Annotated in this window: 25 protein-coding genes and 2 tRNA genes; 17 read left to right on the plus strand and 10 right to left on the minus strand. The window is 64.1% G+C overall.

Annotation, left to right across the window (positions count from 1 at the left end; translation table 11 throughout):
- The first annotated feature begins 29 nt into the window (after positions 1 to 29).
- The 8 genes from E4V01_RS15520 to E4V01_RS15555 all read left to right on the plus strand — a co-directional run bounded on the left by E4V01_RS15520 (position 30) and on the right by E4V01_RS15555 (position 6,007).
- On the plus strand, positions 30 to 773 hold the full coding sequence (locus E4V01_RS15520; protein WP_135298945.1) for a (Fe-S)-binding protein: 744 nt from the start codon (positions 30 to 32) through the stop codon (positions 771 to 773).
- A complete protein-coding gene (locus E4V01_RS15525) occupies positions 770 to 2,344 on the plus strand; it encodes a lactate utilization protein B (protein ID WP_135298946.1) in 1,575 nt (524 codons plus the stop codon). Before E4V01_RS15520 ends, E4V01_RS15525 begins: the two co-directional genes overlap by 4 nt.
- Complete coding sequence (locus E4V01_RS15530) at positions 2,341 to 2,946, plus strand: LUD domain-containing protein (RefSeq protein WP_135298947.1); 606 nt, start codon at positions 2,341 to 2,343, stop codon at positions 2,944 to 2,946. The genes E4V01_RS15525 and E4V01_RS15530 overlap by 4 nt, the downstream gene beginning before the upstream one ends.
- A gap of 87 nt (positions 2,947 to 3,033) precedes the next feature.
- Positions 3,034 to 3,894, plus strand: coding sequence for a transglutaminase family protein (locus E4V01_RS15535; RefSeq protein WP_060770056.1), 861 nt, complete (start codon positions 3,034 to 3,036; stop codon positions 3,892 to 3,894).
- A 414-nt stretch (positions 3,895 to 4,308) separates the two neighbouring features.
- Entirely contained in the window at positions 4,309 to 4,770 is a 462-nt protein-coding gene (rplM, locus tag E4V01_RS15540; protein ID WP_004446860.1) for a 50S ribosomal protein L13, read from the plus strand.
- A 2-nt stretch (positions 4,771 to 4,772) separates the two neighbouring features.
- A complete protein-coding gene (gene rpsI / locus E4V01_RS15545; protein WP_004446858.1) occupies positions 4,773 to 5,258 on the plus strand; it encodes a 30S ribosomal protein S9 in 486 nt (161 codons plus the stop codon).
- Between the two features lie 83 nt (positions 5,259 to 5,341).
- Positions 5,342 to 5,716: a DUF2293 domain-containing protein gene (locus tag E4V01_RS15550; protein WP_135298948.1), complete on the plus strand. Its 375-nt coding sequence runs from the start codon at positions 5,342 to 5,344 to the stop codon at positions 5,714 to 5,716.
- 81 nt (positions 5,717 to 5,797) lie between these two features.
- A complete protein-coding gene (locus E4V01_RS15555) occupies positions 5,798 to 6,007 on the plus strand; it encodes a molybdopterin-binding protein (RefSeq protein ID WP_135298949.1) in 210 nt (69 codons plus the stop codon).
- Between the two features lie 26 nt (positions 6,008 to 6,033).
- Here E4V01_RS15555 and E4V01_RS15560 read toward each other — a convergent pair whose 3' ends face one another.
- Positions 6,034 to 6,912 carry an aldose 1-epimerase family protein gene (locus E4V01_RS15560; protein WP_135298950.1) on the minus strand — a complete coding sequence of 293 codons (879 nt, stop codon included), beginning with the start codon at positions 6,910 to 6,912 and terminating at the stop codon, positions 6,034 to 6,036.
- A gap of 63 nt (positions 6,913 to 6,975) precedes the next feature.
- Positions 6,976 to 8,766, minus strand: coding sequence for an ABC transporter ATP-binding protein (locus tag E4V01_RS15565; RefSeq protein WP_135298951.1), 1,791 nt, complete (start codon positions 8,764 to 8,766; stop codon positions 6,976 to 6,978).
- 357 nt (positions 8,767 to 9,123) lie between these two features.
- Here E4V01_RS15565 and E4V01_RS15570 point away from each other — a divergent pair, with 357 nt between their 5' ends.
- Both E4V01_RS15570 and E4V01_RS15575 read left to right on the plus strand, forming a co-directional pair.
- Positions 9,124 to 9,663, plus strand: a complete 540-nt coding sequence (locus E4V01_RS15570; protein WP_245517576.1) for a hypothetical protein — start codon at positions 9,124 to 9,126, stop codon at positions 9,661 to 9,663.
- Between the two features lie 781 nt (positions 9,664 to 10,444).
- Entirely contained in the window at positions 10,445 to 10,867 is a 423-nt protein-coding gene (locus tag E4V01_RS15575) for a hypothetical protein (RefSeq protein WP_193763208.1), read from the plus strand.
- Positions 10,868 to 11,149: 282 nt separating this feature from the next.
- Here E4V01_RS15575 and E4V01_RS15580 read toward each other — a convergent pair.
- From E4V01_RS15580 to E4V01_RS15590, 3 genes are all read right to left on the minus strand, one after another.
- Positions 11,150 to 11,225: transfer RNA gene (locus tag E4V01_RS15580), tRNA-Phe, on the minus strand.
- Between the two features lie 115 nt (positions 11,226 to 11,340).
- Entirely contained in the window at positions 11,341 to 11,559 is a 219-nt protein-coding gene (yacG, locus tag E4V01_RS15585; protein ID WP_060770063.1) for a DNA gyrase inhibitor YacG, read from the minus strand.
- Entirely contained in the window at positions 11,556 to 12,227 is a 672-nt protein-coding gene (locus E4V01_RS15590; protein ID WP_135298952.1) for a Maf-like protein, read from the minus strand. Before E4V01_RS15590 ends, yacG begins: the two co-directional genes overlap by 4 nt.
- Positions 12,228 to 12,369: 142 nt before the next feature.
- Here E4V01_RS15590 and E4V01_RS15595 point away from each other — a divergent pair.
- Positions 12,370 to 12,445 (plus strand) — tRNA-Thr (locus E4V01_RS15595).
- A 75-nt stretch (positions 12,446 to 12,520) separates the two neighbouring features.
- Here E4V01_RS15595 and E4V01_RS15600 read toward each other — a convergent pair.
- Entirely contained in the window at positions 12,521 to 12,913 is a 393-nt protein-coding gene (locus E4V01_RS15600) for a hypothetical protein (protein ID WP_135298953.1), read from the minus strand.
- A 431-nt stretch (positions 12,914 to 13,344) separates the two neighbouring features.
- On the opposite strand from E4V01_RS15600, the gene E4V01_RS25730 reads away from it, so the two are divergent.
- The 3 genes from E4V01_RS25730 (at position 13,345) to E4V01_RS15620 (ending at position 16,355) form a co-directional block, all read left to right on the plus strand.
- Positions 13,345 to 14,508 (plus strand): hypothetical protein, encoded by a 1,164-nt coding sequence (locus E4V01_RS25730; RefSeq protein ID WP_210234750.1) that lies wholly within the window; start codon positions 13,345 to 13,347, stop codon positions 14,506 to 14,508.
- A 175-nt stretch (positions 14,509 to 14,683) separates the two neighbouring features.
- The gene (locus tag E4V01_RS15615; RefSeq protein ID WP_135298956.1) at positions 14,684 to 15,295 is read left to right on the plus strand and encodes a hypothetical protein; all 612 of its coding nucleotides are present in this window, start codon (positions 14,684 to 14,686) and stop codon (positions 15,293 to 15,295) included.
- A gap of 436 nt (positions 15,296 to 15,731) precedes the next feature.
- Positions 15,732 to 16,355, plus strand: a complete 624-nt coding sequence (locus E4V01_RS15620) for a hypothetical protein (RefSeq protein ID WP_135298957.1) — start codon at positions 15,732 to 15,734, stop codon at positions 16,353 to 16,355.
- Positions 16,356 to 17,748: 1,393 nt separating this feature from the next.
- On the opposite strand, the gene E4V01_RS15630 is transcribed toward E4V01_RS15620, so the two are convergent.
- The 4 genes from E4V01_RS15630 to E4V01_RS15645 form a co-directional block, all read right to left on the minus strand.
- A complete protein-coding gene (locus tag E4V01_RS15630) occupies positions 17,749 to 18,270 on the minus strand; it encodes a hypothetical protein (RefSeq protein WP_135298959.1) in 522 nt (173 codons plus the stop codon).
- 203 nt (positions 18,271 to 18,473) lie between these two features.
- Positions 18,474 to 18,755, minus strand: coding sequence for a hypothetical protein (locus E4V01_RS15635; RefSeq protein ID WP_135298960.1), 282 nt, complete (start codon positions 18,753 to 18,755; stop codon positions 18,474 to 18,476).
- 89 nt (positions 18,756 to 18,844) lie between these two features.
- Entirely contained in the window at positions 18,845 to 19,324 is a 480-nt protein-coding gene (locus tag E4V01_RS15640) for a hypothetical protein (RefSeq protein ID WP_153227048.1), read from the minus strand.
- A gap of 144 nt (positions 19,325 to 19,468) precedes the next feature.
- The gene (locus E4V01_RS15645; protein WP_135298962.1) at positions 19,469 to 20,074 is read right to left on the minus strand and encodes a hypothetical protein; all 606 of its coding nucleotides are present in this window, start codon (positions 20,072 to 20,074) and stop codon (positions 19,469 to 19,471) included.
- 146 nt (positions 20,075 to 20,220) lie between these two features.
- On the opposite strand from E4V01_RS15645, the gene E4V01_RS15650 reads away from it, so the two are divergent.
- Genes E4V01_RS15650 through E4V01_RS15660 form a run of 3 tightly spaced genes read left to right on the plus strand, consistent with a single transcriptional unit; the run spans position 20,221 to position 21,674 of the window.
- Positions 20,221 to 20,430 (plus strand): hypothetical protein, encoded by a 210-nt coding sequence (locus E4V01_RS15650; protein WP_135298963.1) that lies wholly within the window; start codon positions 20,221 to 20,223, stop codon positions 20,428 to 20,430.
- A gap of 33 nt (positions 20,431 to 20,463) precedes the next feature.
- The gene (locus E4V01_RS15655) at positions 20,464 to 20,712 is read left to right on the plus strand and encodes a hypothetical protein (protein ID WP_135298964.1); all 249 of its coding nucleotides are present in this window, start codon (positions 20,464 to 20,466) and stop codon (positions 20,710 to 20,712) included.
- Positions 20,709 to 21,674, plus strand: coding sequence for a site-specific integrase (locus tag E4V01_RS15660; RefSeq protein ID WP_135298965.1), 966 nt, complete (start codon positions 20,709 to 20,711; stop codon positions 21,672 to 21,674). The genes E4V01_RS15655 and E4V01_RS15660 overlap by 4 nt, the downstream gene beginning before the upstream one ends.
- Positions 21,675 to 22,266 lie beyond the last annotated feature (592 nt).

Here is a 22,266-nt window from a genome sequence, read left to right on the forward strand (position 1 = left end):
CCGTCTGAAATCACGATCAGAAGAGCGCCATGCGGATCGGACTGTTCGTCCCCTGCTACGTCGATGCCTTCGAGCCCGAGGTCGGCATCGCCACGCTGGAACTGCTGGAGCGCTTCGGCCTCACCGTCGAATACCCCTACGATCAGACCTGCTGCGGCCAGCCGATGACCAATACCGGCTGCCATCAGGAGGCCGCCGCGACCGAGGCGCTGTTCGTCAAGAATTTTTCCGGGTTCGACTACGTGGTCGCCCCGTCCGGTTCCTGCGTGCATCAGGTGCGCGAGCACCTCACCGCCATCCCGCAGACCGACGAGGTCAAGCATGTGCGGGCTAAAACCTTCGAACTCGTCGAATTCCTGCACGACGTGCTCAAGATCGAGGATCTTCCCTGGGCGGCGTTCCCGCACAAGGTCGCCTACCACTCGAACTGCAACGCGCTGCGCGGCATCGGCCATGCCCGTCCGACCGAACTGAACCTGCCGTTCTTCTCCAAGCCGCTCAACCTTCTCAAGAAAGTGAAGGGGGTGGAGATCGTCGATCTGACCCGGCCCGACGAGTGCTGCGGTTTCGGCGGCACCTTCTCTGTGTTCGAGCCCGCAGTCTCGGCCAAGATGGGCTACGACAAGGTGACCGATCAGGCCCGCGCGGGTGCCCAGTACGTAGTCTCGGCCGATTCCTCCTGCCTGATGCATCAGAAGGGCTGCGCCGAGCGTCTCGGCGTCGGCCTCAAATACATTCACATCGCCCAGGTGCTGAACGGAGCCGCCGCATGAGCGCCGACGACCTGACCCCGCGCCAGACCGAGGGCGTGCTCCACCCCGAGGTGCGCGCGCCCTCCGACGAGAGCGAGCGCGGCCCCGGCGGCGAACGACTCCAGCACGCCGAAGCGGCCTCGAAGCCGATCCGTGCCGACGCGCCGCGCGAGCCGCAGCCCCGCGGCGCCAAAGTGCGCGGCAACCGGCCGATCGACCAGGCGGAGGCCGCCGAGCGCTTCCTCGCCGCGCCGATGCATCAGAAGGCCCATGACGAGCGCCTCTGGGACGTGCGCCGCAAGCGTGATGTCGCCGCCCACGGCATCCCGGAATGGGAGGAGCTTCGCGAGATTGCCTCGCAGATCAAGACGCACACGCTCACCCATCTCGACCGGTATCTCGAACAGTTCGAGGCGGCCGCACAGGCCAATGGCGTCCATGTCCACTGGGCCGAGGATGGGGCGGACCACAACCGCATCGTCCTCGACATCCTGCGGAAACACGGCGCCAAGTCGCTGGTCAAATCGAAGTCGATGCTGACCGAGGAGTGTGGCTTCCGCCACTTCATGGCAGCCCACGAGATCGATGTGATCGAGACCGATCTGGGCGAGCGCATCCAGCAGCTCGACGACGAGGAGCCGAGCCACGTGGTGATGCCGGCGGTCCACAAGACCCGCCTCGACGTCGCAGAGGTGTTCGCCCGGACGCTCGGCACCGACCCCGACAACGACGACGCCCACTACCTCGCCGAGAGCCAGCGCGAGACGACCCGTCCGCTGATCCTCAAGGCCGATGCCGGCCTCACCGGCTGCAACTTCGCCATCGCCGAAACCGGAACGGTGGTCACCTGCACCAACGAGGGCAATGCCGACCTCTCCGGCAACGTGCCGCCGCTGCAGATCCACTCGATCGGCATCGAGAAGCTGATTCCCCGCGTCGAGCATCTCGGCGTGTTCATCCGCCTGCTCTCGCGTTCGGCGCTCGGCTCGCCGATTACCCAGTACACCTCGCATTTTCGCGGGCCGCGGCCGGGCACCGAGATGCACATGGTGCTGGTCGATAACGGCCGCTCCGAGCGGCTGGGGATGGAGGAGTTCTGGACCTCCCTCAAATGCATCCGCTGCGGCGCCTGCATGAACACCTGCCCGGTCTACCGGCGGTCGGGCGGCCTTTCCTATGGCGCGACCTATTCCGGGCCGATCGGGCTCATCATCGACCCGACCTTCAACAAGCGGAAATACTCGACCCTGCCGTTCTCCTCGACCATGAACGGCTCCTGCACCAACGTCTGCCCGGTGAAGATCAACATCCACGAGCAGATTTTTGCCTGGCGCAAGGTGCTTGCCGAGGAGCACCAGATCCCGCTCCTGAAGCAGGGCATGATGAAGGCGGCCGGCGCCGTGCTGAGCCGTCCGGCCGCCTACCGCGCCGCGATCCAGACCGCCGACTCGGCCCTGCGCGTCCTGCCGCGCTTTGCCGTCTACAACCCCGCCAACACCTGGGGGAAGAAGCGTGAGATGCCGCACGCCCCGCGCCAGAGCTTCCACGCGTGGTACCGCCAGAACCGGATGAAGAAGGGGCAGGACGCGTGAGCGCCCGCGAGACGATCCTCGCTCGCTTGCGCGCCAACCGCCCGGCCGGCGACTTTCCGCTGCCGGAAGTGCCGACGTTCCCGCCCCTGGTGGGTGACGATCTCGTCGCGGAATTTACCGAGCGTCTGGGCAAGATGGGCGGGCGCGTCGAGCGTGCGGGCAGCCCGTCCGATCCCTTCGCCCCGGTGCGGTCGCGCCTGGACGGGGCGGCGGTGATCGCTTCCGCCGTGCCCGAATTCTCGGGGAACCGTGACCTCGCCGCCGTCGCCAGGCCGACCGAGGTCAACGATGTCGACGTGGCGGTGGTGCGCGCGCGCTTCGGCGTCGCAGAGACCGGCTCGGTGCTGTTCACGCAAGACGACCTGATCGTGAACGCGGTCGCCTATCTCGCTCAGCACCTGATCGTGCTGCTCGACCCCGCCGACATCCTCGTGAACGTCCAGGCCGCCTACAAGCGTCCGGATTTCGGACAGGCGGCCTACGCCGTGCTTCATACCGGCCCGTCCGCCACCGCCGACATCGAGGGCGTGCTGATTCACGGGGCGCAAGGCGTGCGCTCGCTGACCGTGCTTCTGCTGCAGCGCAAAAAACAAGCAGCCTGAAAGCGGAGCCGAACGGATCTCCGCGCGTTTGCGGCAAAACGTCTCGCGCGATCGGGGCGCTTTCCCACAAAACCCGGAGCCGTCCCCGTGCGATTCAAGCTCGGTTGCAGTCTTGCCTACGACGTCAAGGCGCCCACCACTTTCATTTTCAACGTCGAGGTCGCGAAGCTGCAAAGCCTCGAGATCGCCCGCGAAAGCCTGACCTTGGCGCCGGATCTGGCGCGGCGCGTCTACGTCACGCCGGACCTCAAGAACCGTTATCTCGGGGTGAACGTGCAGCCGGGCCCGTTCTCGCTCGAATACAATGCCGAGGTGGACCTGACCGTCGTTCGGGCCGACCCGGCGACGATCTCCGAGACGCCCGTCTCTGAACTCCCCCTCGACATCCTTCCCTTCCTGCTTCCGAGCCGCTTCGTCTCGTCGGACCGGCTCGCTGCCTTCGCCCAGGCCGAGTTCGGCGACCTTCCGAAGGGCCATCAGCGGGTCAATGCGATCTGCAACTGGATCCACGACAACATCGACTATCGACGCGGCGCGAGCGACGGCGAGACGACGGCCGACGAAAGCCTGCTGATGCGCGCCGGCGTGTGCCGCGACTTCGCCCATCTCGGTGCCGCCTTCTGCCGCGGCCTCGGCATCCCGGCCCGGTTCGTGAGCTGCTACGCCTATGGCCTCGTGCCGGGGGACTTCCACGCCGTGTTCGAGGCCTATCTCGATGGGCGCTGGTGGCTGTTCGACGCGACGCGCCAAGCCCATCTCGACGGGCTCGTACGCATCGGCATCGGACGGGATGCCGCCGAAATCGCCTTTTCGACGCCCTACGGCGACATGCAGCCGACCGGTATGGAGATCCGCATCGATCGCGCCGATGGGGCCCTGGAGCCGATGGAGCGCACGGTCGATGCGATCTCGACGGAGGAGCCGGCTCCGCATGCCGGCGCGGCCTGAACGAAACGCCTTACACTCGGCGGCGCACCCGGTGAATCCGGTCGGCCGAGGGTGATGTGAAGTTTTTTTCGTATCAGACGGATTAAACGGCATTATCGCTCGTCAATCTTATGTTCCAGGCAAGCCTGGACGAATCTCCAAACTCCGCCCGCCCGGCTCCGTCCGCGGCGGGCTTTTTCGTTCGCGCTCGTGGCAATCCCCCCGAGCAACGAACGCCGAGCCGACACATCATATGCGGTATCTAAATACCGTAATCGCAAAAGCCTTCCACGGATTGCGTTTTTCTCTCCGAGGCGTTCGCCGTCCGCCTTGACGAAGACGCAGAATCCCCCTAGTGACCCGGCCGTACGCCGCTGCGTCTTCACCCGACGCGGCGGCGCCTTGTTTCCAACGTCACCGGCACGGGAATCGGCCATGAAGACCACTTCGCTGAAGCCCGCCGACGTCGACAAGAAGTGGGTCGTGATCGACGCCGAGGGCCTCGTCGTGGGCCGTCTCGCTTCGATCGTGGCGATGCGTCTGCGCGGCAAGCACAAGCCCGCCTACACGCCCCACGTCGATTGCGGCGACCACGTCATCGTCATCAACGCGGACAAGGTGAAGTTCACCGGCCGCAAGTACGACCAGAAGGTCTACTACCACCACACGGGCTACCCGGGCGGCATCAAGGAGCGCTCGGCCAAGTTCATCCTCGAGGGCCGGTTCCCCGAGCGCGTGGTCGAGAAGGCCGTTGAGCGCATGCTGCCGCGCGGCCCGCTCTTCCGCCAGATCCTCGGCCACCTGCGCGTCTACAAGGGTGCCGCGCATCCCCACGAGGCCCAGCAGCCGCAGGCGCTCGACGTCGGCTCCCTCAACCGTAAGAACGTGAGCGCTTGATCATGGCGACCCTTCAGTCCCTCGCCGACCTCAATCGGGCGAACACCCAGACGAGCAACCCCGAGAACGAGGCGCCCGTCCACGTTCAGAAGCTGGACGCCCAGGGCCGCGCCTACGCGACCGGCAAGCGTAAGGACGCGGTCGCCCGCGTCTGGATCAAGCCCGGCAACGGCACCGTGGTCGTCAACGGCCGCCCGGTCGAGACCTACTTCGCCCGTCCGGTGCTGCGCATGATCCTGCGCCAGCCGCTGGAGATCGTGTCCCGCGTCGATCAGTACGACATCACCGTCACGGTGAAGGGTGGTGGTCTCTCTGGTCAGGCCGGCGCCGTGCGCCATGGCCTGTCCAAGGCGCTGACCTACTACGAGCCGGAGCTGCGCTCCTCGCTCAAGCGCGAAGGCTTCCTGACCCGCGATCCGCGCGTCGTCGAGCGCAAGAAGTACGGCCGCAAGAAGGCTCGCCGCAGCTTCCAGTTCTCGAAGCGCTAAGGCGTTTCATCTCCGATGGTGCAAAGGGCGGAGCCGCAAGGCTCCGCCCATTTTTGTATCTTGGATCGACGCGAGGCCGTCGCATGAAAAGGGCAGGGAGCCCGGACCGTCCGAGAAATGCAGCGCCGCCCACGGACCGCCGGGCGGTTCTGGCCGAGGCGTTGGCCCGTCTTGCGCCGCGCCTTCCGGATTTCGAGGCGGAAGCGGTGCTGAACCGGGCGTTGCGCAGCCCTGGCCTGCGCGGCGCGGTGCCGGAAACCGCGGCATGGCTCGCCCTGACCGCGCTCACCCGGCACAGCTTCACCGAGTACGACGACCTCCTCAACGAGGGCTACGACCGCGAGAGTGCCCGCCACTTCGTTCTCGAAGAGATGAACGTGCGGCTCGCTGAATGGGGCTGCCGCCGACGCGTCTCCGAAGAGGCTGACCCCGGCGAGGACGACTTCCCCGAAGCGTGAGGGGAAAGCGGGCGGCGTCCGCTTGCCGGTCTGCGGACGCTGGGGCAGGGAGGGGCACCTCAACAGCGGAGACACCCTTCGATGAAGCTCAGTGCGCGCAACGTCCTCAAGGGCAAGGTCGTTTCGGTCGAGAAGGGCTCGACCACGGCCCATGTGAAGATCGAGACCGCCAGCGGTCAGATCATCACTTCGGCCATCACCAACGAATCGGTCGATTCGCTGGGTCTGAAGGTCGGCGGCGAAGCCTATGCCGTGATCAAGAGCTCCGACGTCATCATCGCCGTCGACTGAGCCGAGCCAGGCTCACCCTTCCAGGCTCAACCTTCGATCGCCAGCGCTATCCCGTGCCGGGCGGTCGCGCCCGGCGCCAGAAGGCGCTGCGAATCACGGTTCTCCAAGGCGCCATCGAAATCGGCCCAGTCGGCATGTCCGGTCCAGGCTTCGAGCGACAGGAACGGCGCCGTCGGCTTGGTCCAGACCGCAAGATGGGGGAAGTCTTCCATCCGCATGGCGATGGCTCGGCCGCTCGGCGACACGAAGCGCATCGCCCGGCTCCGCGCGTTGAGGAAGACCAGAGCCTCGCTGAAGAGGATGGGATCGAGGTCGAGGCGTGCGCCGTCGAGGGTCAGCTCCCGCTCGCTGCGCACCAGAAGCCCGCCCGCGCCGACCTCCGGGACGAAGGGCCGCTCCGCCTCCTCGAACAGAACCGCGTAGCCGCCATCGGCGCGCCGCTCACCTCCGGCGAAAGGCCAGGGAAAGGCGGGGTGGAAACCGAGGGCGTAGGGCAGGGCGCCTTCACCCGGATTCTCGACCCGGATATCGAAGGCGAGGGTCTTTGCTGCGATTCGAGCGGCGATCGTCAACTGGAACGGGAAGGGGTAGTGCGTCCGCGTCGCCGCGCTGTCGGTCAGGCGCAGGGAAACCGCGTCCTCGCTTTGGCTGACGACCGCGAAAGGCAGATCGCGGGCAAAACCATGCTGGGCCATCGGGTAGCGCTGGCCGCCCACCTGCACGCTGCCGCCGGACGAGGCGCCGACGACGGGGAAGAGCCAGGGCGCATGCCGGTTCCAGTGCTCCGGATCGCCGCTCCAGAGATATTCGCGGACATCGACCTGCCACGAGACCGGCTCGGCGCCGTTCAGCGCGATCCGCGCCGTGCTGCCGTCATCCGCACGGATCTCGACCGTTCCGTCCATCGCTCCTGCCCCCCGCACGCTTCTGCTTCGCTTCGAAGCGATAGCCGGGCCGGGGCGGAACCGCTACCGGGCCGGTGCCACGACGGCGTTCGCAGGGGGCGGCGAAGCGGCCGGCTCCGCGATCACCTGCGAGGGCGGCCCCGAGGCGACGATCCGTCCCTCCTCGACGACATGGACCGTGTCGGCCCGGCGCAGCGAAGTCAGGCGGTGGGCAATCATGATGATCGTGCGCGTGCCGCCCAGCGCGCCGAGCGCCTCCATCACCGCGGCCTCGGTCTCGCCGTCCAGCGCACTGGTCGCCTCGTCGAACACGATGACATCGGGGTCGTGGTACAGCGCGCGGGCGATGCCGATGCGCTGGCGCTGGCCGCCGCTGAGCCGGGCACCGCGCTCGCCCACGCCGGTCTCGTAGCCCGCGGAAAGGGCCGCGATGAAATCATGCGCACCCGCCAGCCGCGCGGCGCGCTCGACGGCTGCCCGGTCGAGACTGTCCGGCGGGATGCCGAGAGCGATGTTCTGCGTGATGCTGCCATCGATCAGGAACACGTCCTGCGGCACGTAACCGATCCGGTTCTGCCAGGCCGGCAGGCTGTCGGGATCAAGTGGACGGCCGTCGATCAGAATGCGCCCCCGCGTCGGCGTGAGAATGCCGAGGATCAGGCCCACCAGCGTCGACTTGCCCGACCCGGTGCGCCCGACGAGGCCGACCGTGGTGTGGGCGGCGATCGTCAGGTCGATGCCGCGCAAGGTCGGACGACCGGTTTCGTAGTCGAACGCGACATCCTCCAGACGGATCGCCTGCGCGAAGGGCAAGCGCTCGGCGGTGCGAAGCGTGCGCTCCCGCTCGCCTGCCAACGCATCGACGATCAGGCGCACGCCGGGCAGGTGGAAGCGCAACTGCGAGACGGCGGTGAAGATGTTCTGGAAGGCCGGCAGCATGCGGTAGCCGGCGAAGGCGAACAGGCCGAGCAGCGGCAGCATGCCGGCGGTGTCGATCCCTTGCGTCAGCGCGAACAGCACCACGGCGATCACGCCGCCGAAGGCGAGCGATTCGATGACGAAGCGCGGCAACTGCCCGGTGACCAGACTCGAGGCGAGGGCGTGGGCGTAGGAGCGCGCCGGCGCATCGAAGCTGCTCGTGAACGTCTCGGCCCGGCCGTAGAGCTTGAGTTCGGTCAGCGCGCCGAAGGTCTCCTGCACCACACGGTAGCGGCCTTCGTTGCCCGCCACCGCCCGGGCGCCGAGCCGGGAAAGGCGCGCCCGCATCACGATGTAGATCGCGACGTAGAGCCCGCCGAAGCCGCCGCCGAGGATCAGCGCGAGCCGGGGCTGGTAGGCGATCAGGAAGATCACCACCGCGAGGGCCGAGGCGCCGCGCGAGGCGATCACCATAGCTGGGGTGAGCACGCCGACGACGAGGCGGTCGGTCTCGCTCAGCACGTTCTTGGCGAGTTCAGCGCTGTTGGCATGAGCGAAGAACAGGCGCTCGCGATCGACGTAGCGGGCGAGCAGGCGCTGGGCAAACCCATAGCCGACAAGGTGGGCGAACAGGAGTTGCGCATAGGCGAAGGCGGCATTTACCGCGCTGGTCAGCAGGATCGCGGCGAGCGCGGCAAACCCTGTCGCGAGCAGGAAGGTGCGGTCATCGGCGAGGCCGAAGGCATCGCGGAGGTTGCCGAGATACGGAATTCGCGCGGCCGCATCGGGATCGCCGACCAGCGTGAGGAAGGGGAGCACCGAGGCGACGCCGACCACTTCGAGCAGGGCCGCGAGCCCGAGCCCGAGTCCCAGCAGCAGGAGCCGCCTTCGGTCGTGTCGCCGCATCACCCGCAGGAGATCGAGGAGGGTCCTCAAACAGTCACCGGGGCGAGAGGGGCTGCCATCCGAAGGACCGACGCGAAAGCGCGACGACGCCTGGACAGGTGGGCTCCGGGCCGAATGCTTTCGGAGCGTTGCTTAAGTGGTTGATGACAAACGGACCCTGGACCCATTTGTGTCGAGCGCGGTCTCTAGCATGGCGGGCGGAGGGGGCGTCAAGCGCATGCAGGCCGAGCTGCAGGAGCCGGTCGCCGGATCGAACCCCTGGCCGAACGATCGGGTTGGCGGGAGCGGTTCGGAGCGTCCTGCCGGGGTCTCTCCGGGCTCCGGGTCGCGCGGGAGGTGAATGATTCGAATCGTGCGATGACAGATTCGAGCCGGGGAACCAGAACCTTGGCAGTACGTTTCGCAAGCATGGAACACTATAGATCCGTCTTCGCGACCACCGCCGTTATGGTGTTTGGTCTTCTTGCGACCTCTCCTCTCGTGAGAACGCAGAATTCGGCGCCGTCGCGCGCTGCAAGCGTGGTCGTCAGCAGCGCGGAGGCGGCCGATGGTTCCACCTGGGCCGATCCGCCGCGATACAGCGCCGGTATGGCTGCGGTGCCCGGTGCGGCGAAGCCGAGCATGGACGAAAGCGGCGGCGTGCCGGCGCCGAAGCCCGCGTCCTTCACTCTGCTGTCACCAGAGACGGTCGCGCTCCTGGCGGCCGACGACCTCGCTGGCGCCGACACGACGCAGCGGGTGCAAGCCGTGCGGCGTCACCGTGCTGCAAAGATCGCGACGCGCGTACGGCCGGCTCCGATTGCCGAGAATTCCGCTGCATTGCCGGCTTCCATCGCGGAGACGGCTGCGACCCAGCCGCAGCAAGCCGCGCGGATCGATCCGATCGGCGACCTCCTGCGGGGGCTGGGAATCGGCCGGGATAGCTGAGGCCTCCGTTCAAGCCCGGTTCCGGCCCAAACCCTTTTCGGGCAAGTCAATCTGCCGCACGGCACGCGCCATCGTCCCCACTCGTTGATTCCTAGGACGTCTCTGAATCCACGTCGTGGAGCAACCGTTATGATTCTCGCTGCCGCCATCATGATGATCGGTGCCGTTGGTGCGATCGCTATCACCGTCGCGGCACGGCCGAGCGCCGACCGCTTCCTGAAGTGGTGACGGCCCTGTGAACGCCCCTCGCGTGCCATTCCAAGGCGGTGAAACTTCCCAAGCTCCTTCCGCGTTATGGCTGCGAAGAGATGACGCGGGGATCCGACGGTGGCGGCGATAGTGATGGTGGCAGGCGTGATCGGCGCAGCAGGAACACTGATCTGCCTGATGCCGCGGCTGGACTCGTTTTTCGAGTGGTAAGGCACTCGCCCAGCCTAACTCTTGTTTCCCTAGCATTGATTCAAGCGTGTCAGTAGCTTCAGCTGAATCGTGCTTATACCTTCATTACGCAATGCAACCTTTCAGCATTTATGTTCAATCGTCTCCATGTCTAGCTGTTTCTGAGGGACGGCGTCAGCTGTAGGTGGGCGAAACCTAGTTTCTGCTCAATACTGACGCATCGCGCAGGCCTGCGCATCAAGTTTGTCACGCCATTTTTGATGCTGAGACTGGCAAAGTCGCCATCCTGCATTAGGCCCGTGCAAATAGGCATGGGAGCGAACTTGAATATCGGCCCATACCATCCGACCATGGCGCAGCTTGCGGCGGATCGAGGTGCGTCATGTCCGGTAGCCCGACTTGGTACTCATGGTTCACGTTTCCCTTTTTCGCACCGCTGAGCGGCGGCGTTAGTCAGGACATCTCGGCAGGGCCCTATCAAGGGGTCCCGGAGATTGAAGTGGCGGTCATCAAGGAGGTCGGAAGTTTCGGCCAGCAACTCGGGATCATTTCCGAAGCCGTCCGTGAACTCGCCGAGAAGGTCGGCGCGATGCCGCCCGCAAACTCGGTTCAGGAACTGGCAAAATCGGGCGAGGCATCTCGGGAGCTGACGCCACTCGAAAAGCTCGACGTTCTCATCGAACGCGTCAATCGGGTGAAAGCGGCCTACCATGAATCGGTCGAACGGGATGCGCTTCGCGCGCTGGAGCGGTTGCACCGTGTCGATCCCGAAGCTTCGAGCAAGCTCGCGGGACGCTTCAGGTGATGGGGACTGGCCGCTGTCCTGATGGATCGCGCGGAGCGGAAACGCGCGAATCCCCGCAGGTCTCGTTGACTGCCAGGAGATCGTCCCTCGACGACTCCGCCGTCGGCCGCTTAGCGAGCGCGCCGACCAAGCGTAAGGTGATCTGAGACATTGGGCACGGGCATGAACCCCGTCGGAGGGCCAGTGCGACACCGAGCAAAGCGAGTGGACCCTAGAACGGTCGGCTCAACGCTATTGATCAGAAAATCCTGACTTTCCGAGGCAAACTGCTCTTCGGAAAGATGGTGCCCAGGGACGGAGTCGAACCGCCGACACTGCGATTTTCAGTCGCATGCTCTACCAACTGAGCTACCTGGGCATCCGCCGCGTCGCACCGCGTCGTCGGCTGGCGGGGGTATAGTGAAGGGTTTTGGGCCTGTCCAGCCTTCCGGCAACCGAAGGCGAAGCTTTTTTGCCGGGTGCGGATCTCGGTCTCAGCGTGAACGATTCTCGTCGTCTGAATGGGGTGAGTAGGACATCTCGTCCTCCTCCGGACCCGGAATGACGTAGCGCTCGCCGAGCCAGCGTCCGAGGTCGATATCGGCACAGCGGGGCGAACAGAACGGCTTGGTTTCGGTCCGAGCCGGCTTGCCGCAGATCGGACAGGGAGCCAGTGGCTTGTCCGCCGCCGTCCTCTTCACCGGCCGGCTCATGTCGCGGCTCCCCAGGCGCCCCGCACAGGAAAGCCCTCACCTTCGAGCAGGCTCATCGTCTCGTACAAAGGGAGGCCGACCACCGCGCTGTGCGAGCCGACGAGCTTCACCGCAAAGGCAGCCGCCAAGCCCTGGATGGCGTAGCCGCCGGCCTTGCCGCGCCACTCGCCCGAGGAAAGATAGCCCTCGATCTCGCGGTTCGAAAGGCGCTTGAACCGCACGCGGGTCTCGACCATGCGCTCGCGGCGCCGATCCTTCGGGGACAGGATGCAGACGGCCGTGTAGACGCGGTGCGCCCGCCCCGAGAGCAGCCGCAGGCAGTCGGCAGCCTCGTCGAGCAACTCCGCCTTGGGCAGCACGCGGCGGCCGACGGCGACGACGGTGTCGGCGGAGACGAGATAGGCCTCGCGCAGGTCGTCCCGACGCCGCGCCGCAGCCTGGACTGCCTCCAGCTTTTCCCGGGCGAGGCGGCGGGCCAGATCGCGGGGCGATTCGGATTTGCGCGGGGTCTCGTCGATATCGGCGGGCAGCAGTGCATCCGGCTCGATACCAACCTGTTGCAGCAACGCCAGCCGGCGGGGAGAGGCCGAGGCGAGCACGAGAGGCGGTCGCGCAGGCCCCCCGGAAACCTGCGGCTTCAGGGCGTCGGAGGTGAGAAGCTCGTTCATCGGCGAGGTCTTACGCCCAAGCCCGGTGGCACCGCAACGCGGTGTCGCCCATCAGACGGCATCCGAGGCTTGCCAAGGGCAAAGCGGCCGTCTAAGACCCGGCACATTCCATCGGGCGTCGCTGCGACGAACCGGATGTGACGCCGCAATAGCTCAGCTGGTAGAGCACCTCATTCGTAATGAGGGGGTCGGGGGTTCGAATCCCTCTTGCGGCACCAGCACCCTTTTTCCCTTTAAAATCAATGACTTAGCCTGAGCTGACCCAAGCCATAGGCACCGTGCTTAGGCACCGCTCACTCCCAGCGCATGCGGAATTCCATCTCCGTGTTCTCGTCCGGGAAATCGAATCGTAGGGTGTTGGCGTACGGCGTCAGGGCGATGCCCCGCTCAACGCACCACGCGACCAGCGAATCGACTTCACCGTCCGGGACGGCCTTCTCCCTCAGCATGTTGTAGGGGAGGAAGCCGCGCTCGATCTCGAACGCGGTGCCGACGCGAATCGCGTGGTTTACCCCACCGAGATAGGCCGAAGCCAGATACCTCTGGCCCTCCTGAAACTGCCCGATCCATTCCGACACGTACACCATCACGAGACCTTCGCGGGTTCGAAGTCTCTGGTACGGCGTGGTCGGGGCGTAATACCGGTCCAATATCATGCACAGCCCCTTCAGATTCAGGGGGCTCATGAAGCATTTTGCATCCCTGAGGGGAACGGTTTTCCGCCACTCGCTCATTGATTGTCTTGAGATAGGCACGGGTCCGGCTCCAAGTGAAGCCGCGAGCGTACTCCCCGAATCGCTGACAAACCTTTGTTCAAATATTCAGCAGCAGTAAATCTTGTACACCTTTTCGCGAATCTGTCAAATCTGAGTATCTATACTTGGTTAGACAAGATATCCTGTACAAGTAAAAGATCACCCAATAACACACGCTTGCCATAGTCTGAAAAACGCGGCATGACTCGCGTTCGTGCTGAGCGCACGAAAAACCCGGCCCGCCCGTTCCAGGGGCAAACCGGGTTTTGATCGAATGGGGTAGGTGAAGACCCCCGTTCTCACAGATTTTTCGAAGGGGTGCAACTCCCCAGGCGAAGCTTTGTCCGGTGCGCTCGGCCCCAATGGACGGGGTCGAAGGGATGTTGATTCAGGAGTCAGCCAACCCGCGTGTGCTGGGGTGGTGGGAGATAATCCGCGGCGATCTCCGGAATCCGACCAAGGAACTGACCGAACTCACCCAGCGCATTTACGCGTCGTTGGCGAGGCGTGAGGTCTCCGAGGAAGACGCCCAGGAAGCCCTCCAAGGAATCCACGACCGCCGGAAGCGCCAGAGAGGCGCAGCGACGAGGCGCCTGTCCGTGGGTGCTCCGCTCATCAAGCGCAAGCCCACGAAGGCGGACGACCGCCCGCGCGCGCTGAAGCGCCGCTACATGGCCAAGGTCGCCTCGATTCCCGCGAACCTCGCTCGGTACTTCTCGACGGCCCAGGTGGCTGTGCTCGGCGTCGTCGGCCTTCAGGTCCGTCAGTTCGCCGCCTGCCAACTCGCCGTAGGGGCAATCGCCGCGAAGGCCGGGGTCTGTGTCCGGACCGTGCAGTCTGCGCTGAGGGAAGCCGCGAACTACGGCCTGCTCGGGATTCGCCGTCGTCGCTACGCCCCGAGCGTCATCACCATCCTCAAGGACGAATGGAAGGACTGGCTGAAAACGTCATCCTCCACCCCTCGGAAAGCCCTTGAAATGAAAGATATTTTAGACCCCCCCAAGGGTGCAAAAATGTGCGACTCTGAGCCCGAGGAGAGCCCTCCGGCCAAGGTCGTCGCGGTCGCTGAGATCGTCGAGGAGCCCATCCCTGACTCGGTGCCCGCCCAGGCCCCTCAGGAGCCCGCTGAGCCCGATGTCCTGGCTTTGGCCAAGACCGCCTTCGACCGCCGCTTGGATGCCCTGCTGGCCAAGGTGGAGCCTGTGCGGCCCGGACCGGCCCCGGTCGAGGAGTCCTACAACCCGAATCTCTCGGAGGTGATCACTCTGTGCGGCTCATGGAAGAACGCGTGGGGCTACGTGGAGGACCTGTCGCCCGCCCGATACCCGAAGGTGTATGAAAAGCCTGCCTACACGGGGCACCGGACCGGAATCAGGCAGGAGGTGCGAGACTGGCTGACGCAGCGCCACGGTGGCGAGTGGTCAATCAAATCGGCCTTCGCGGAGGACGGCCTGCGTCGCATCCTCCTGGGACTCGGCCACCACAGCCATGCGGTCGAGTTCCGGATGCGCTGGAGCGGCCGGTGAACGGAGCCGGATTCCGGTTAACGAGACGTGAGGAATCAGGGTTAACGGAATCTCATCCGAAGCGCTTGCGTAGGGCGAAGCGTTCGTTCTGGTTCACACCCAGGAGGTAGTAGATGCCTCTACGCCGCATCGGGGTGTGCTACCATCCGCCGAATTCGTACTGAGCGGCCCCGAAATGTCAGATTCGATCAACAAGCAGGAGGCTGCGCGCAGATTAATCGAGGCGTCAATCGACCTATTTTTTGACGCCAAGGACAGCCTTGTCGTCTTCAATCTTGCTTACTCTGCTTTCAAAGTGCTCTACGATTTATATCCCCATCATCAAGAAGATGATTTTGCGAAGCAGATCGATGCAGCCCTCGGCAAAAAGGGGTGGCAACATATGTCGGGAACTGCGAACTTCCTGAAGCATGCCGATAAAGACCCTCAGGACGTACTTGAGCACCACCACCCATTTCAGAGTATGGTGATTCTTGTGCTGGCAGTCATTATGTATCGCCGCACATTCGGTGAGTCGTCGGTGAAAATGATGGCTTTCGACTATTGGACGGACGAACTTGTCCACGATGAGATTGGCATCAGGGAAGTCGATGAAAATCCGGGAAGGGCTGAGTTTTCTCGGAATCTGCGAAAACAGATACAAGAACTTCCATTTGGACAGCAAATCATTGCTGGTAAGGCACTGTACGAGCAGTTCATCGAGCACTACGAATCGGTTCGCGCCGCTGTCGAACTAGGTCAAGAGAAAGGTCTCACCATAACTGAGATTATTGACCAGCAAGAATAAACTTATAGACAAAATCAGAATCGGCCTGACTGACGATGGTCAGCGCATGGTCATTTCAAGCAAGCTGGACGGGTATTTGGAAGTATAAATTGATATAGACACAAGTTTGTCCCTCAGGATAAATGTATATAGCTTATCCTGAGAGAAAGAGATGAACCGAAAAGAAACTCAATATAGAATCCTTCAAGCTTACGATTGGATCGTTGAAGATCGGGCGGGTAACGGTCGAGCGGAGCGTCTGCACGGCTACGAACAAGCAGTGCGGCATCGATCGAAGCTCGAATCCTGCGGCAGAGTTCTGACGAGTCCCTACGGGTGCGAGGTCACGCACTGGTGTCGCCGTCCGGCTTGCCCGACCTGTGCGACCTTCTGGGGACGCAAGCTCGGGCGCGCGCTGGTGGCGGCTTGTCCAGACGCCGCTCCTGACGATTATCGGATGGCGACCTTGATCCTCGGGCTCGTGCCAAGGCCGGAGGACGCCTTCGATCAATTCTGGGCTTGGCGTCGGTCCCTCGGCAACGCGATCGATTACCGGCGTCGGGCAGCAGGAATCAATCGAGCGGGATGGCGCGGATTCGGGGCGGCCGGAAGCCTCGAACTCGATCAGTTCGAGGCCGAGGAATTCCTCCGTCTCGGCACCAACAAGCAGGCGCAGTACCGGGCGTTAGGCTTCGAGCCGAAGCGGGCACGGGGGCCGCAATGGGTCACGACCGTGCACGCCCTAGTCCATGTGGGCACGCTCGGCGATGACACTGTGCGGACGTTCTTCCAGGGCGCTGCTCCGGTGGTCCACCTTCAGGGACTCCGCGAGGACAAGGACTTCATCGAGAGTGCCGAAGATATCCTCGGCTACGCGGCGAAGGTGTCGCTCGTGACTACGCTCTCGGGCGGCGAAACGCGGCCGTGGTCGCCGGACGCGATTGCGAGCTACGTCGCTGCGACCATGCAAAGCCATGGGCGTCAGGGATTCAAGGTCTTGATCCGGCCTAAAGGTTCAAGAAGAAAATCAACCGTCGAATCTGCGTTGAGTTATCTTGAGCCAATGCCGATCATTATTTGATTGATGACTTATTCAGATATATACTGTATACTATAATAGTAATAAGAGAGATATTCTATGTGCAAGTTCTACGTTAGTAAGGTGATTGCCGCGCGAGACCTCGCTCCCTTCATTGAGGCCCTCAACTCCCAGACTCGTGACGGCTATGTCGCCGATCAAACACGAGTCGCTCGCGACCTCTGGCTCCTGCGCATTGCGTGCTCTGAACGCGACGACGCTGCCCTCGTACGCGGCCTGTAGGCGATGAGAGCGTGTCGTTCAGTCAGTCACGCAGTTTTAGGCGTTGAGGGTGTTGCCTCACGCGGCTCCGGAGGTGTCTCCCAGCGCGAGTTGCCTCCGCCCTGGTAGCGCGGGCGCTTCTTCGATGGTCCGTTCTGGTAGGCATCGGGGCGGGAGTTCGATGGAGCCACGGGCTTGATGAGACCCGTGGCGTCGGATTCGGTGCAGAGGATTTCCCAGAGGCGCATCCGGTATTTAGCTACCCGCGTCATCGCCCCAGCAGGAGCGTGGTGAGTAGATTCTCCTGTCCAATCCGTCGGAACTGCGCGGCCTTCGTGGAATCCGTTTTCGGATCATACGAGCCGAGACGGCGGAACTGCGCGTCCGAAAGGGCCTGCTGTTTTTCCGCCGATGGATTGCAAAAATACACTGGACTTTGAAAGATCCAGAAGTAGTCTGGTGGGACCACATCCACGCTGCAAACTTTTTCGAGGTAAAAGTGCGAAACTTCATAATTATCCTATCATTTTTGATGAGTTCTTCTTGCGCTTTTGCAGTAGATCAAGTGTCAACCTCAAAATTTATCAAAGTGTCATGCAATCAATCCGCAGCAAGTTTATGTCAATCACAAGCTCATGGATGCATGGACCAAATTTGTAGAAATAGTCCTAACCCTGAAAACTGTCGTGCTGGATGTCTTAACACATACAAGCAATGCAAAGTTACTGCCGGATGCGGCGACTATTAATTAGATGGAGATTTTTGTGACTACTCGATTAAAATTTTGCTCACAGATAACATTGCTTTCTATTTTATTGCTGACTGCGCTAAATTCTTCATTAGTACTTGCAGCTAATGATGAGTGCTGGAGACGTTGTGACAGAAACTTTGATTCATGCACTTCCCCTTGTGGGGCAACAGGGGCTGGTATGCCCGGTATATCCGGAGATCAGCAAAATCAAATGGCAAGGTGCATTGGGGAACGGCGATGCTATCCGAACCTTGATCAATGCAGAGAGATATGCCAAAAAATGTAGAATATCCGAATGTTGACTTCGCACTTGCAGCGGCCCCGCACATAGCGAGGCCGTTCTGCCTTGTTTTAATCCTAATGATATATCCGAGCACGTAGAATCTCGCGTCTTTCAGCGTCTGACGATTCGCCATCCGCTCCTCAGCCCCGGATCGTGATCTCGACCGCCTCGGTCGTGACCCCGAAGGCGTTGGCGAGCCCTTCCTTGGCCCGCGCGATGGTGAGCGTGAACGGGGCGTCCTCGGCCTGCTCGATTTCCTCGATCTCCGCGACGGCGGCCTCGGCAGGCGCGGGCATCGGCTGGAAAGTGAGGGTGTCGGGATCGATTCCGAGGTCCTCCAGCGTCGTGTAGCGCACCGGATTGCGCCATCCCTGCCAGACCTGAGGGACCGCGACCTCAGCGTACTCGCTGATCTGGATGAGCCAGCGGTGCTCCCAGCCCGGCTCAGGCGAAGGGATGATGTCCTTCACGCGGCCGACAAGGAAGGCTGAACCGTGCGGTTCGGCCCCTTCCGCTGCCGGGTTGTTCGCGTTTCGGCAGCACACGACCCAGGGAAAGGTCCGGGCGTGCGGGCGATTGAGTGCCCACGAATTGGTGCCCCCGATCGCGAGGATATACTCACGAGACTTGAAGGTAAAAACCGCGATAGCTTTGTCTGACATGTGGATACCCTCGGCCTAATAAGCCCTTAGTTTATGCCGCATGCTGCCGTTTGGCGCAAGGGGTTATCCGCGATTTATCGGCTTTTTATCTAAAAACTATCGACCCGTGACGAGTTGCCTTCAGTGCGGCAGCGGGATGCCGTGAGCGAGGAGCCGGGCCTTGGCGGCCTCCACGGCATCGGCCGGGTAGGGTCGGCTGATTCCTATCGACGATGGTGCCGCCGCTGCTGCGCGGCGGTGACGAGGCATCCGTCATCGGAGACGACCGCGTAAACGTTGAGCCAGGGCTCGACCATGCGCAGGCTACGTGGGCCGCCGAGATGCCGGGTCAGGCGTCGGCGCGCAGCCTTGTCGAAGATCAGGCGCTCGGCGCCGCCCGCCCGGATCGGTGAGCCGAACGCCTCCAGCAACTCGATCACCAGGGGCGGAATCGCGCGCTGCTGGAGGCGTTCCTGGGCGTGGGTGCTGAGGGGACTCGCGATCATGACAGCCTCTGAAGGAGTGCGGGTCAGAGCAGGAATTCTCGTGGGAGCGCGGCTGGTCGCCCGGCCGCGCTCAGGTTCAAGGATGTAGGTCAGTCGAGGTTGAAGTACCGGCGCAGCGACTGATGCGTGATGGGGGTGACGGCGTAGCGGCAATCGCCAACGCTCCAGTCGCTCCAGGCGAGCATGAAGGCGCTGGTGTCGCCGGTCACGGTTCGGGTTCGCATCGTCGTCCGGGACTGGAAGTGCGAGGGATTCTCGATGCCCACCTCGTGCAAGAGCGAGACATCGATGATGGGGCCGTGCTCGGCGAAGACCTTCAGGCCGAGCTTCGTCTTGTCAGATGCCGCAAGCATCCACGTCTGAATCTGCTTGAACGTAAGGTCGGCCCGGTCCTCCCAATCGAACATCTTGGCGAGGGCGGGATCGATGTCGGAGGGGAGCGAGGGGGCGTATGCCTTCTCGCTCTGAGGCACGGTGGGAGCAGGAATGCCCTGCAACTGAGCCAGCAACTCGGCCTGGGTCTGGGCGCTGAGGGTGGCGAAGTCTTCAGCGGAGATTGTGATCATCATGGCGTAAGGTGGTTACCGTTTTGCCCCATCTTGGGGGGCAAGGCGAGATATACACCGAATCTCCGGGGCCACAATGCCATCTTGTCCCACGGTGGCAAATTTTTGGGTCGAGATGGTCCGCTGCCTTCGCGAGCACGACTACAGCTACTCGGGCCAGTCCTCCGACCGGCCGTAGAAGCCCAGGACGCGCCGCGTTTCGCGCTCGATCAGGTCGTCCTCGCTCTCCCAATCGGGCAGGCCCTCGCTGTCCCGCCACTGTTCGGCCAAGGCGAGGAATCCAGGGCCGGGCCGGGTGACGCCGGGCGTCTTGCGGTGGACGAGGACTGAGAGCAGGTGGCGGTCCTTCTTCGTCAGCGCCCAGGTGATCTCCGAGACGCGACCCAGGATGGCGCCGATGGCGGTGCGGTCGGCCGGGACGCGAGGCGAGAGGCCGACGAGATTCATCACGGGCTCGTAGAAGACGTGCGTCTCACCTCTGCGGGCGAGCTTCTCCAGATACGCGCGCACCACCGCGACCTTGCGCTCGAACTCATGCCGGATCGCGATCACGCTGGAGGCGCGAACGTAGCGCGTGCCATCAATGCGGACCTCGTCGAGGTGGCCCAGGCGAACCTTGCGGTCGATGGCGGCGCGGCTGACACCCTGGTGGTCGGCGGCCATCTGGAGCGGCAGGATCGCGAGCGACGGATCAACCTCCAGCCGTTCGAGGTACTCGGCGACAGTGCCGTCGAACACGGGTTTGATGGCCATGGACTTATTACCTATATAACGAATTGCTCAGCGTAGTAAGCTCTACGTCAAGTCATCCGTCAAGATAAGGATTGAAAGAATTTCTGAGCTTCGATAATGACGCTTATCGCAGCCCAGGCGGGCAGCGGCTGGCCCAGGGGCGGATCATGGCGGGAGCGGACGAGACCGGGCCGGACGCGCTCGACCGCCACACCGCCGAGGCGGCCCGGCTGCACTACGAGCAGGTCGCGCGACTCCTGCGGCCGCGGGCGCGTGGCGCGGACACCGCCCGCGCGGTCCGGCTGCTCCTCGTCCTCGGCGACTGCCTCGATGGTCTGCGCGGGCACCAGCGACGGCTTGCGGAGGCGCGGCCGTGAAGCCGACCGCAATGAGAATAGGAACGTAGCGAGATGAGGACCTATCGCCTGCATCGCGGCTGGCGCGAGCCGAACGGCCTCATCACCGATCACGTTACGCTGGGGCGTACCATCACGGCGGTCACCGCCAGCGCTGCCATGGCTGTGGCGTTGGCCGAAGGCGACTTCCTTGTCGATGACGAGACCAACCTCGCGTGGCTGACGGACGACCAGGGAGCTATGGTCTGGTCGCTCCGGCTCGATGATGAGGACATCGTGGATGCGCGGGGAGAGGCCCGATGACCATGCTCCCCGTTCCCACCTCGGCGAGCATTCTTGGCCCCGCCCTCGACCTTGATGCCGTAGTCGAGCGGGCGGCCGGGCTTGCCCGGCAGGCGCGCGCACCGAACACGCTCCGAGCCTACGAGAGCGACTGGCGAGAATTCGAGCGCTGGTGCGGTGCCCAGGGCTTCGACCCGATGCCCGCCCCACCGGCCGTGGTCGGGCTCTACCTCGCCGCGCACGAGCGCCTGTCCGTCGCCACGCTGTCGCGGCGGGTCAGCAGCATCGCCGCCCGGCACCGGCAGGCCGGACACAGCCTCGACACCCGCCACCCGGCCATCACCGACGTGCTGCGCGGACTGCGCCGCGAGCGTGGCTCCGCCCAGCGCCGTGCCGAGGCCCTAACCGTGGGACACCTCCGGCAGGTAGTGGCTGATCTCGGTGACGGTCTCGGTGATCGTCGCGATCGCGCCCTGCTGCTGGTCGGCACGGCCGCCGCGCTCCGGCGCTCGGAACTCGTCGCTCTCGACGTGACCGACGTTGCCGTGCTGCCCGAGGGACTGCGGGTGACGATCCGCCAGAGCAAGACCGATTCCGAGGGGCACGGGGCCGTGCTCGCGGTCGGCCGCACCGGCCGCCTCACCTGCCCGGTCGCCGCCTACGAACGGTGGCTCGCCGCAGCCGGGATCGTGGAGGGGGCGGCCTTCCGTGCCGTCGATCGCCACGGTCGTCTCGGTGGGCGGCTGTCCGGCAACGCCGTCGCCCTGATCGTCCAGCGCCGCGCCACCGCCGCCGGGCTCGATGCGGCAGCTTTCAGCGGTCACAGCCTGAGGAGCGGATTCGCTACGAGCGCCGCCCGCGCCGGGCTGGGCGAGTTCAAGATCGCCGCGCAGACCCGACACGCCTCGCTCGCCGTCCTGCGCCGCTACGTGCGTGAGGGCCGCCTGTTCGAGGAGAACCTCGCTCAGGAAATCGGTCTCTGAACGAGAAGGCCCGCACCGTTGCCGATGCGGGCCATTGCTGTCGGCCGATCTCGCGATCGGTGTGACGGCTACTTGGTCTTGGTCGGGTCCGTCAGGATGAACCGCTGGCCGGGGGCCTTCGTCGGGGGCAGCGGTTCGTTGCGCACCACGGTGCGCTCGATACCGGTACGCCCAGCACGGGGGCCAACGATCTCGTACTGTCCAGAGCGCCACGCAGAGGCCCTGACGATTCCCCGGCTCCGGCAGGTTCTCGACCGGATCGGAGACAGCCTCGGCGACCAGCGCGACCGTGCTCTCCTCCTCGTCGGCACGGCCGCCGCCTTGCGCCGCTCGGAACTCGTCGCCCTCGATGCCGCCGACATTACGGTGCAGACCGAGGGCCTGCGGCTCACCATCCGACGCTCGAAGACCGACCAGGGCGGCGAGGGCGCGGTGCTTCCCGTGAATCGCACCGGTCGGGTGACCTGCCCGGCCGCCTACGAGGCATGGCTGGCCGCTGCGGGAGTCAGAGAGGGGAGCGGTGTTTCGTGGCGTGGACCGGCACGGGCGGATCGGCGGGCGCTTCTCGGGGCAGGGCGTGGCCCTCATCGTC

Source organism: Methylorubrum sp. Q1 (assembly GCF_004683995.1).
GTDB lineage: Bacteria > Pseudomonadota > Alphaproteobacteria > Rhizobiales > Beijerinckiaceae > Methylobacterium.

What these genes read in the sequence shown, in the direction of transcription:
- E4V01_RS15520 (WP_135298945.1), top strand. Translation starts at nt 30, where the DNA reads ATGCGGATCGGACTGTTCGTCCCCTGCTACGTCGATGCCTTCGAGCCC.
- E4V01_RS15525 (WP_135298946.1), top strand. Translation starts at nt 770, where the DNA reads ATGAGCGCCGACGACCTGACCCCGCGCCAGACCGAGGGCGTGCTCCAC.
- rplM (WP_004446860.1), top strand. Translation starts at nt 4,309, where the DNA reads ATGAAGACCACTTCGCTGAAGCCCGCCGACGTCGACAAGAAGTGGGTC.
- rpsI (WP_004446858.1), top strand. Translation starts at nt 4,773, where the DNA reads ATGGCGACCCTTCAGTCCCTCGCCGACCTCAATCGGGCGAACACCCAG.
- E4V01_RS15550 (WP_135298948.1), top strand. Translation starts at nt 5,342, where the DNA reads ATGAAAAGGGCAGGGAGCCCGGACCGTCCGAGAAATGCAGCGCCGCCC.
- E4V01_RS15555 (WP_135298949.1), top strand. Translation starts at nt 5,798, where the DNA reads ATGAAGCTCAGTGCGCGCAACGTCCTCAAGGGCAAGGTCGTTTCGGTC.
- E4V01_RS15560 (WP_135298950.1), bottom strand. Translation starts at nt 6,912, where the DNA reads ATGGACGGAACGGTCGAGATCCGTGCGGATGACGGCAGCACGGCGCGG.
- E4V01_RS15575 (WP_193763208.1), top strand. Translation starts at nt 10,445, where the DNA reads ATGTCCGGTAGCCCGACTTGGTACTCATGGTTCACGTTTCCCTTTTTC.
- yacG (WP_060770063.1), bottom strand. Translation starts at nt 11,559, where the DNA reads ATGAGCCGGCCGGTGAAGAGGACGGCGGCGGACAAGCCACTGGCTCCC.
- E4V01_RS15590 (WP_135298952.1), bottom strand. Translation starts at nt 12,227, where the DNA reads ATGAACGAGCTTCTCACCTCCGACGCCCTGAAGCCGCAGGTTTCCGGG.
- E4V01_RS15600 (WP_135298953.1), bottom strand. Translation starts at nt 12,913, where the DNA reads ATGAGCCCCCTGAATCTGAAGGGGCTGTGCATGATATTGGACCGGTAT.
- E4V01_RS25730 (WP_210234750.1), top strand. Translation starts at nt 13,345, where the DNA reads ATGGACGGGGTCGAAGGGATGTTGATTCAGGAGTCAGCCAACCCGCGT.
- E4V01_RS15615 (WP_135298956.1), top strand. Translation starts at nt 14,684, where the DNA reads ATGTCAGATTCGATCAACAAGCAGGAGGCTGCGCGCAGATTAATCGAG.
- E4V01_RS15620 (WP_135298957.1), top strand. Translation starts at nt 15,732, where the DNA reads ATGGCGACCTTGATCCTCGGGCTCGTGCCAAGGCCGGAGGACGCCTTC.
- E4V01_RS15630 (WP_135298959.1), bottom strand. Translation starts at nt 18,270, where the DNA reads ATGTCAGACAAAGCTATCGCGGTTTTTACCTTCAAGTCTCGTGAGTAT.
- E4V01_RS15635 (WP_135298960.1), bottom strand. Translation starts at nt 18,755, where the DNA reads ATGATCGCGAGTCCCCTCAGCACCCACGCCCAGGAACGCCTCCAGCAG.
- E4V01_RS15640 (WP_153227048.1), bottom strand. Translation starts at nt 19,324, where the DNA reads ATGATGATCACAATCTCCGCTGAAGACTTCGCCACCCTCAGCGCCCAG.
- E4V01_RS15645 (WP_135298962.1), bottom strand. Translation starts at nt 20,074, where the DNA reads ATGGCCATCAAACCCGTGTTCGACGGCACTGTCGCCGAGTACCTCGAA.
- E4V01_RS15650 (WP_135298963.1), top strand. Translation starts at nt 20,221, where the DNA reads ATGGCGGGAGCGGACGAGACCGGGCCGGACGCGCTCGACCGCCACACC.
- E4V01_RS15655 (WP_135298964.1), top strand. Translation starts at nt 20,464, where the DNA reads ATGAGGACCTATCGCCTGCATCGCGGCTGGCGCGAGCCGAACGGCCTC.
- E4V01_RS15660 (WP_135298965.1), top strand. Translation starts at nt 20,709, where the DNA reads ATGACCATGCTCCCCGTTCCCACCTCGGCGAGCATTCTTGGCCCCGCC.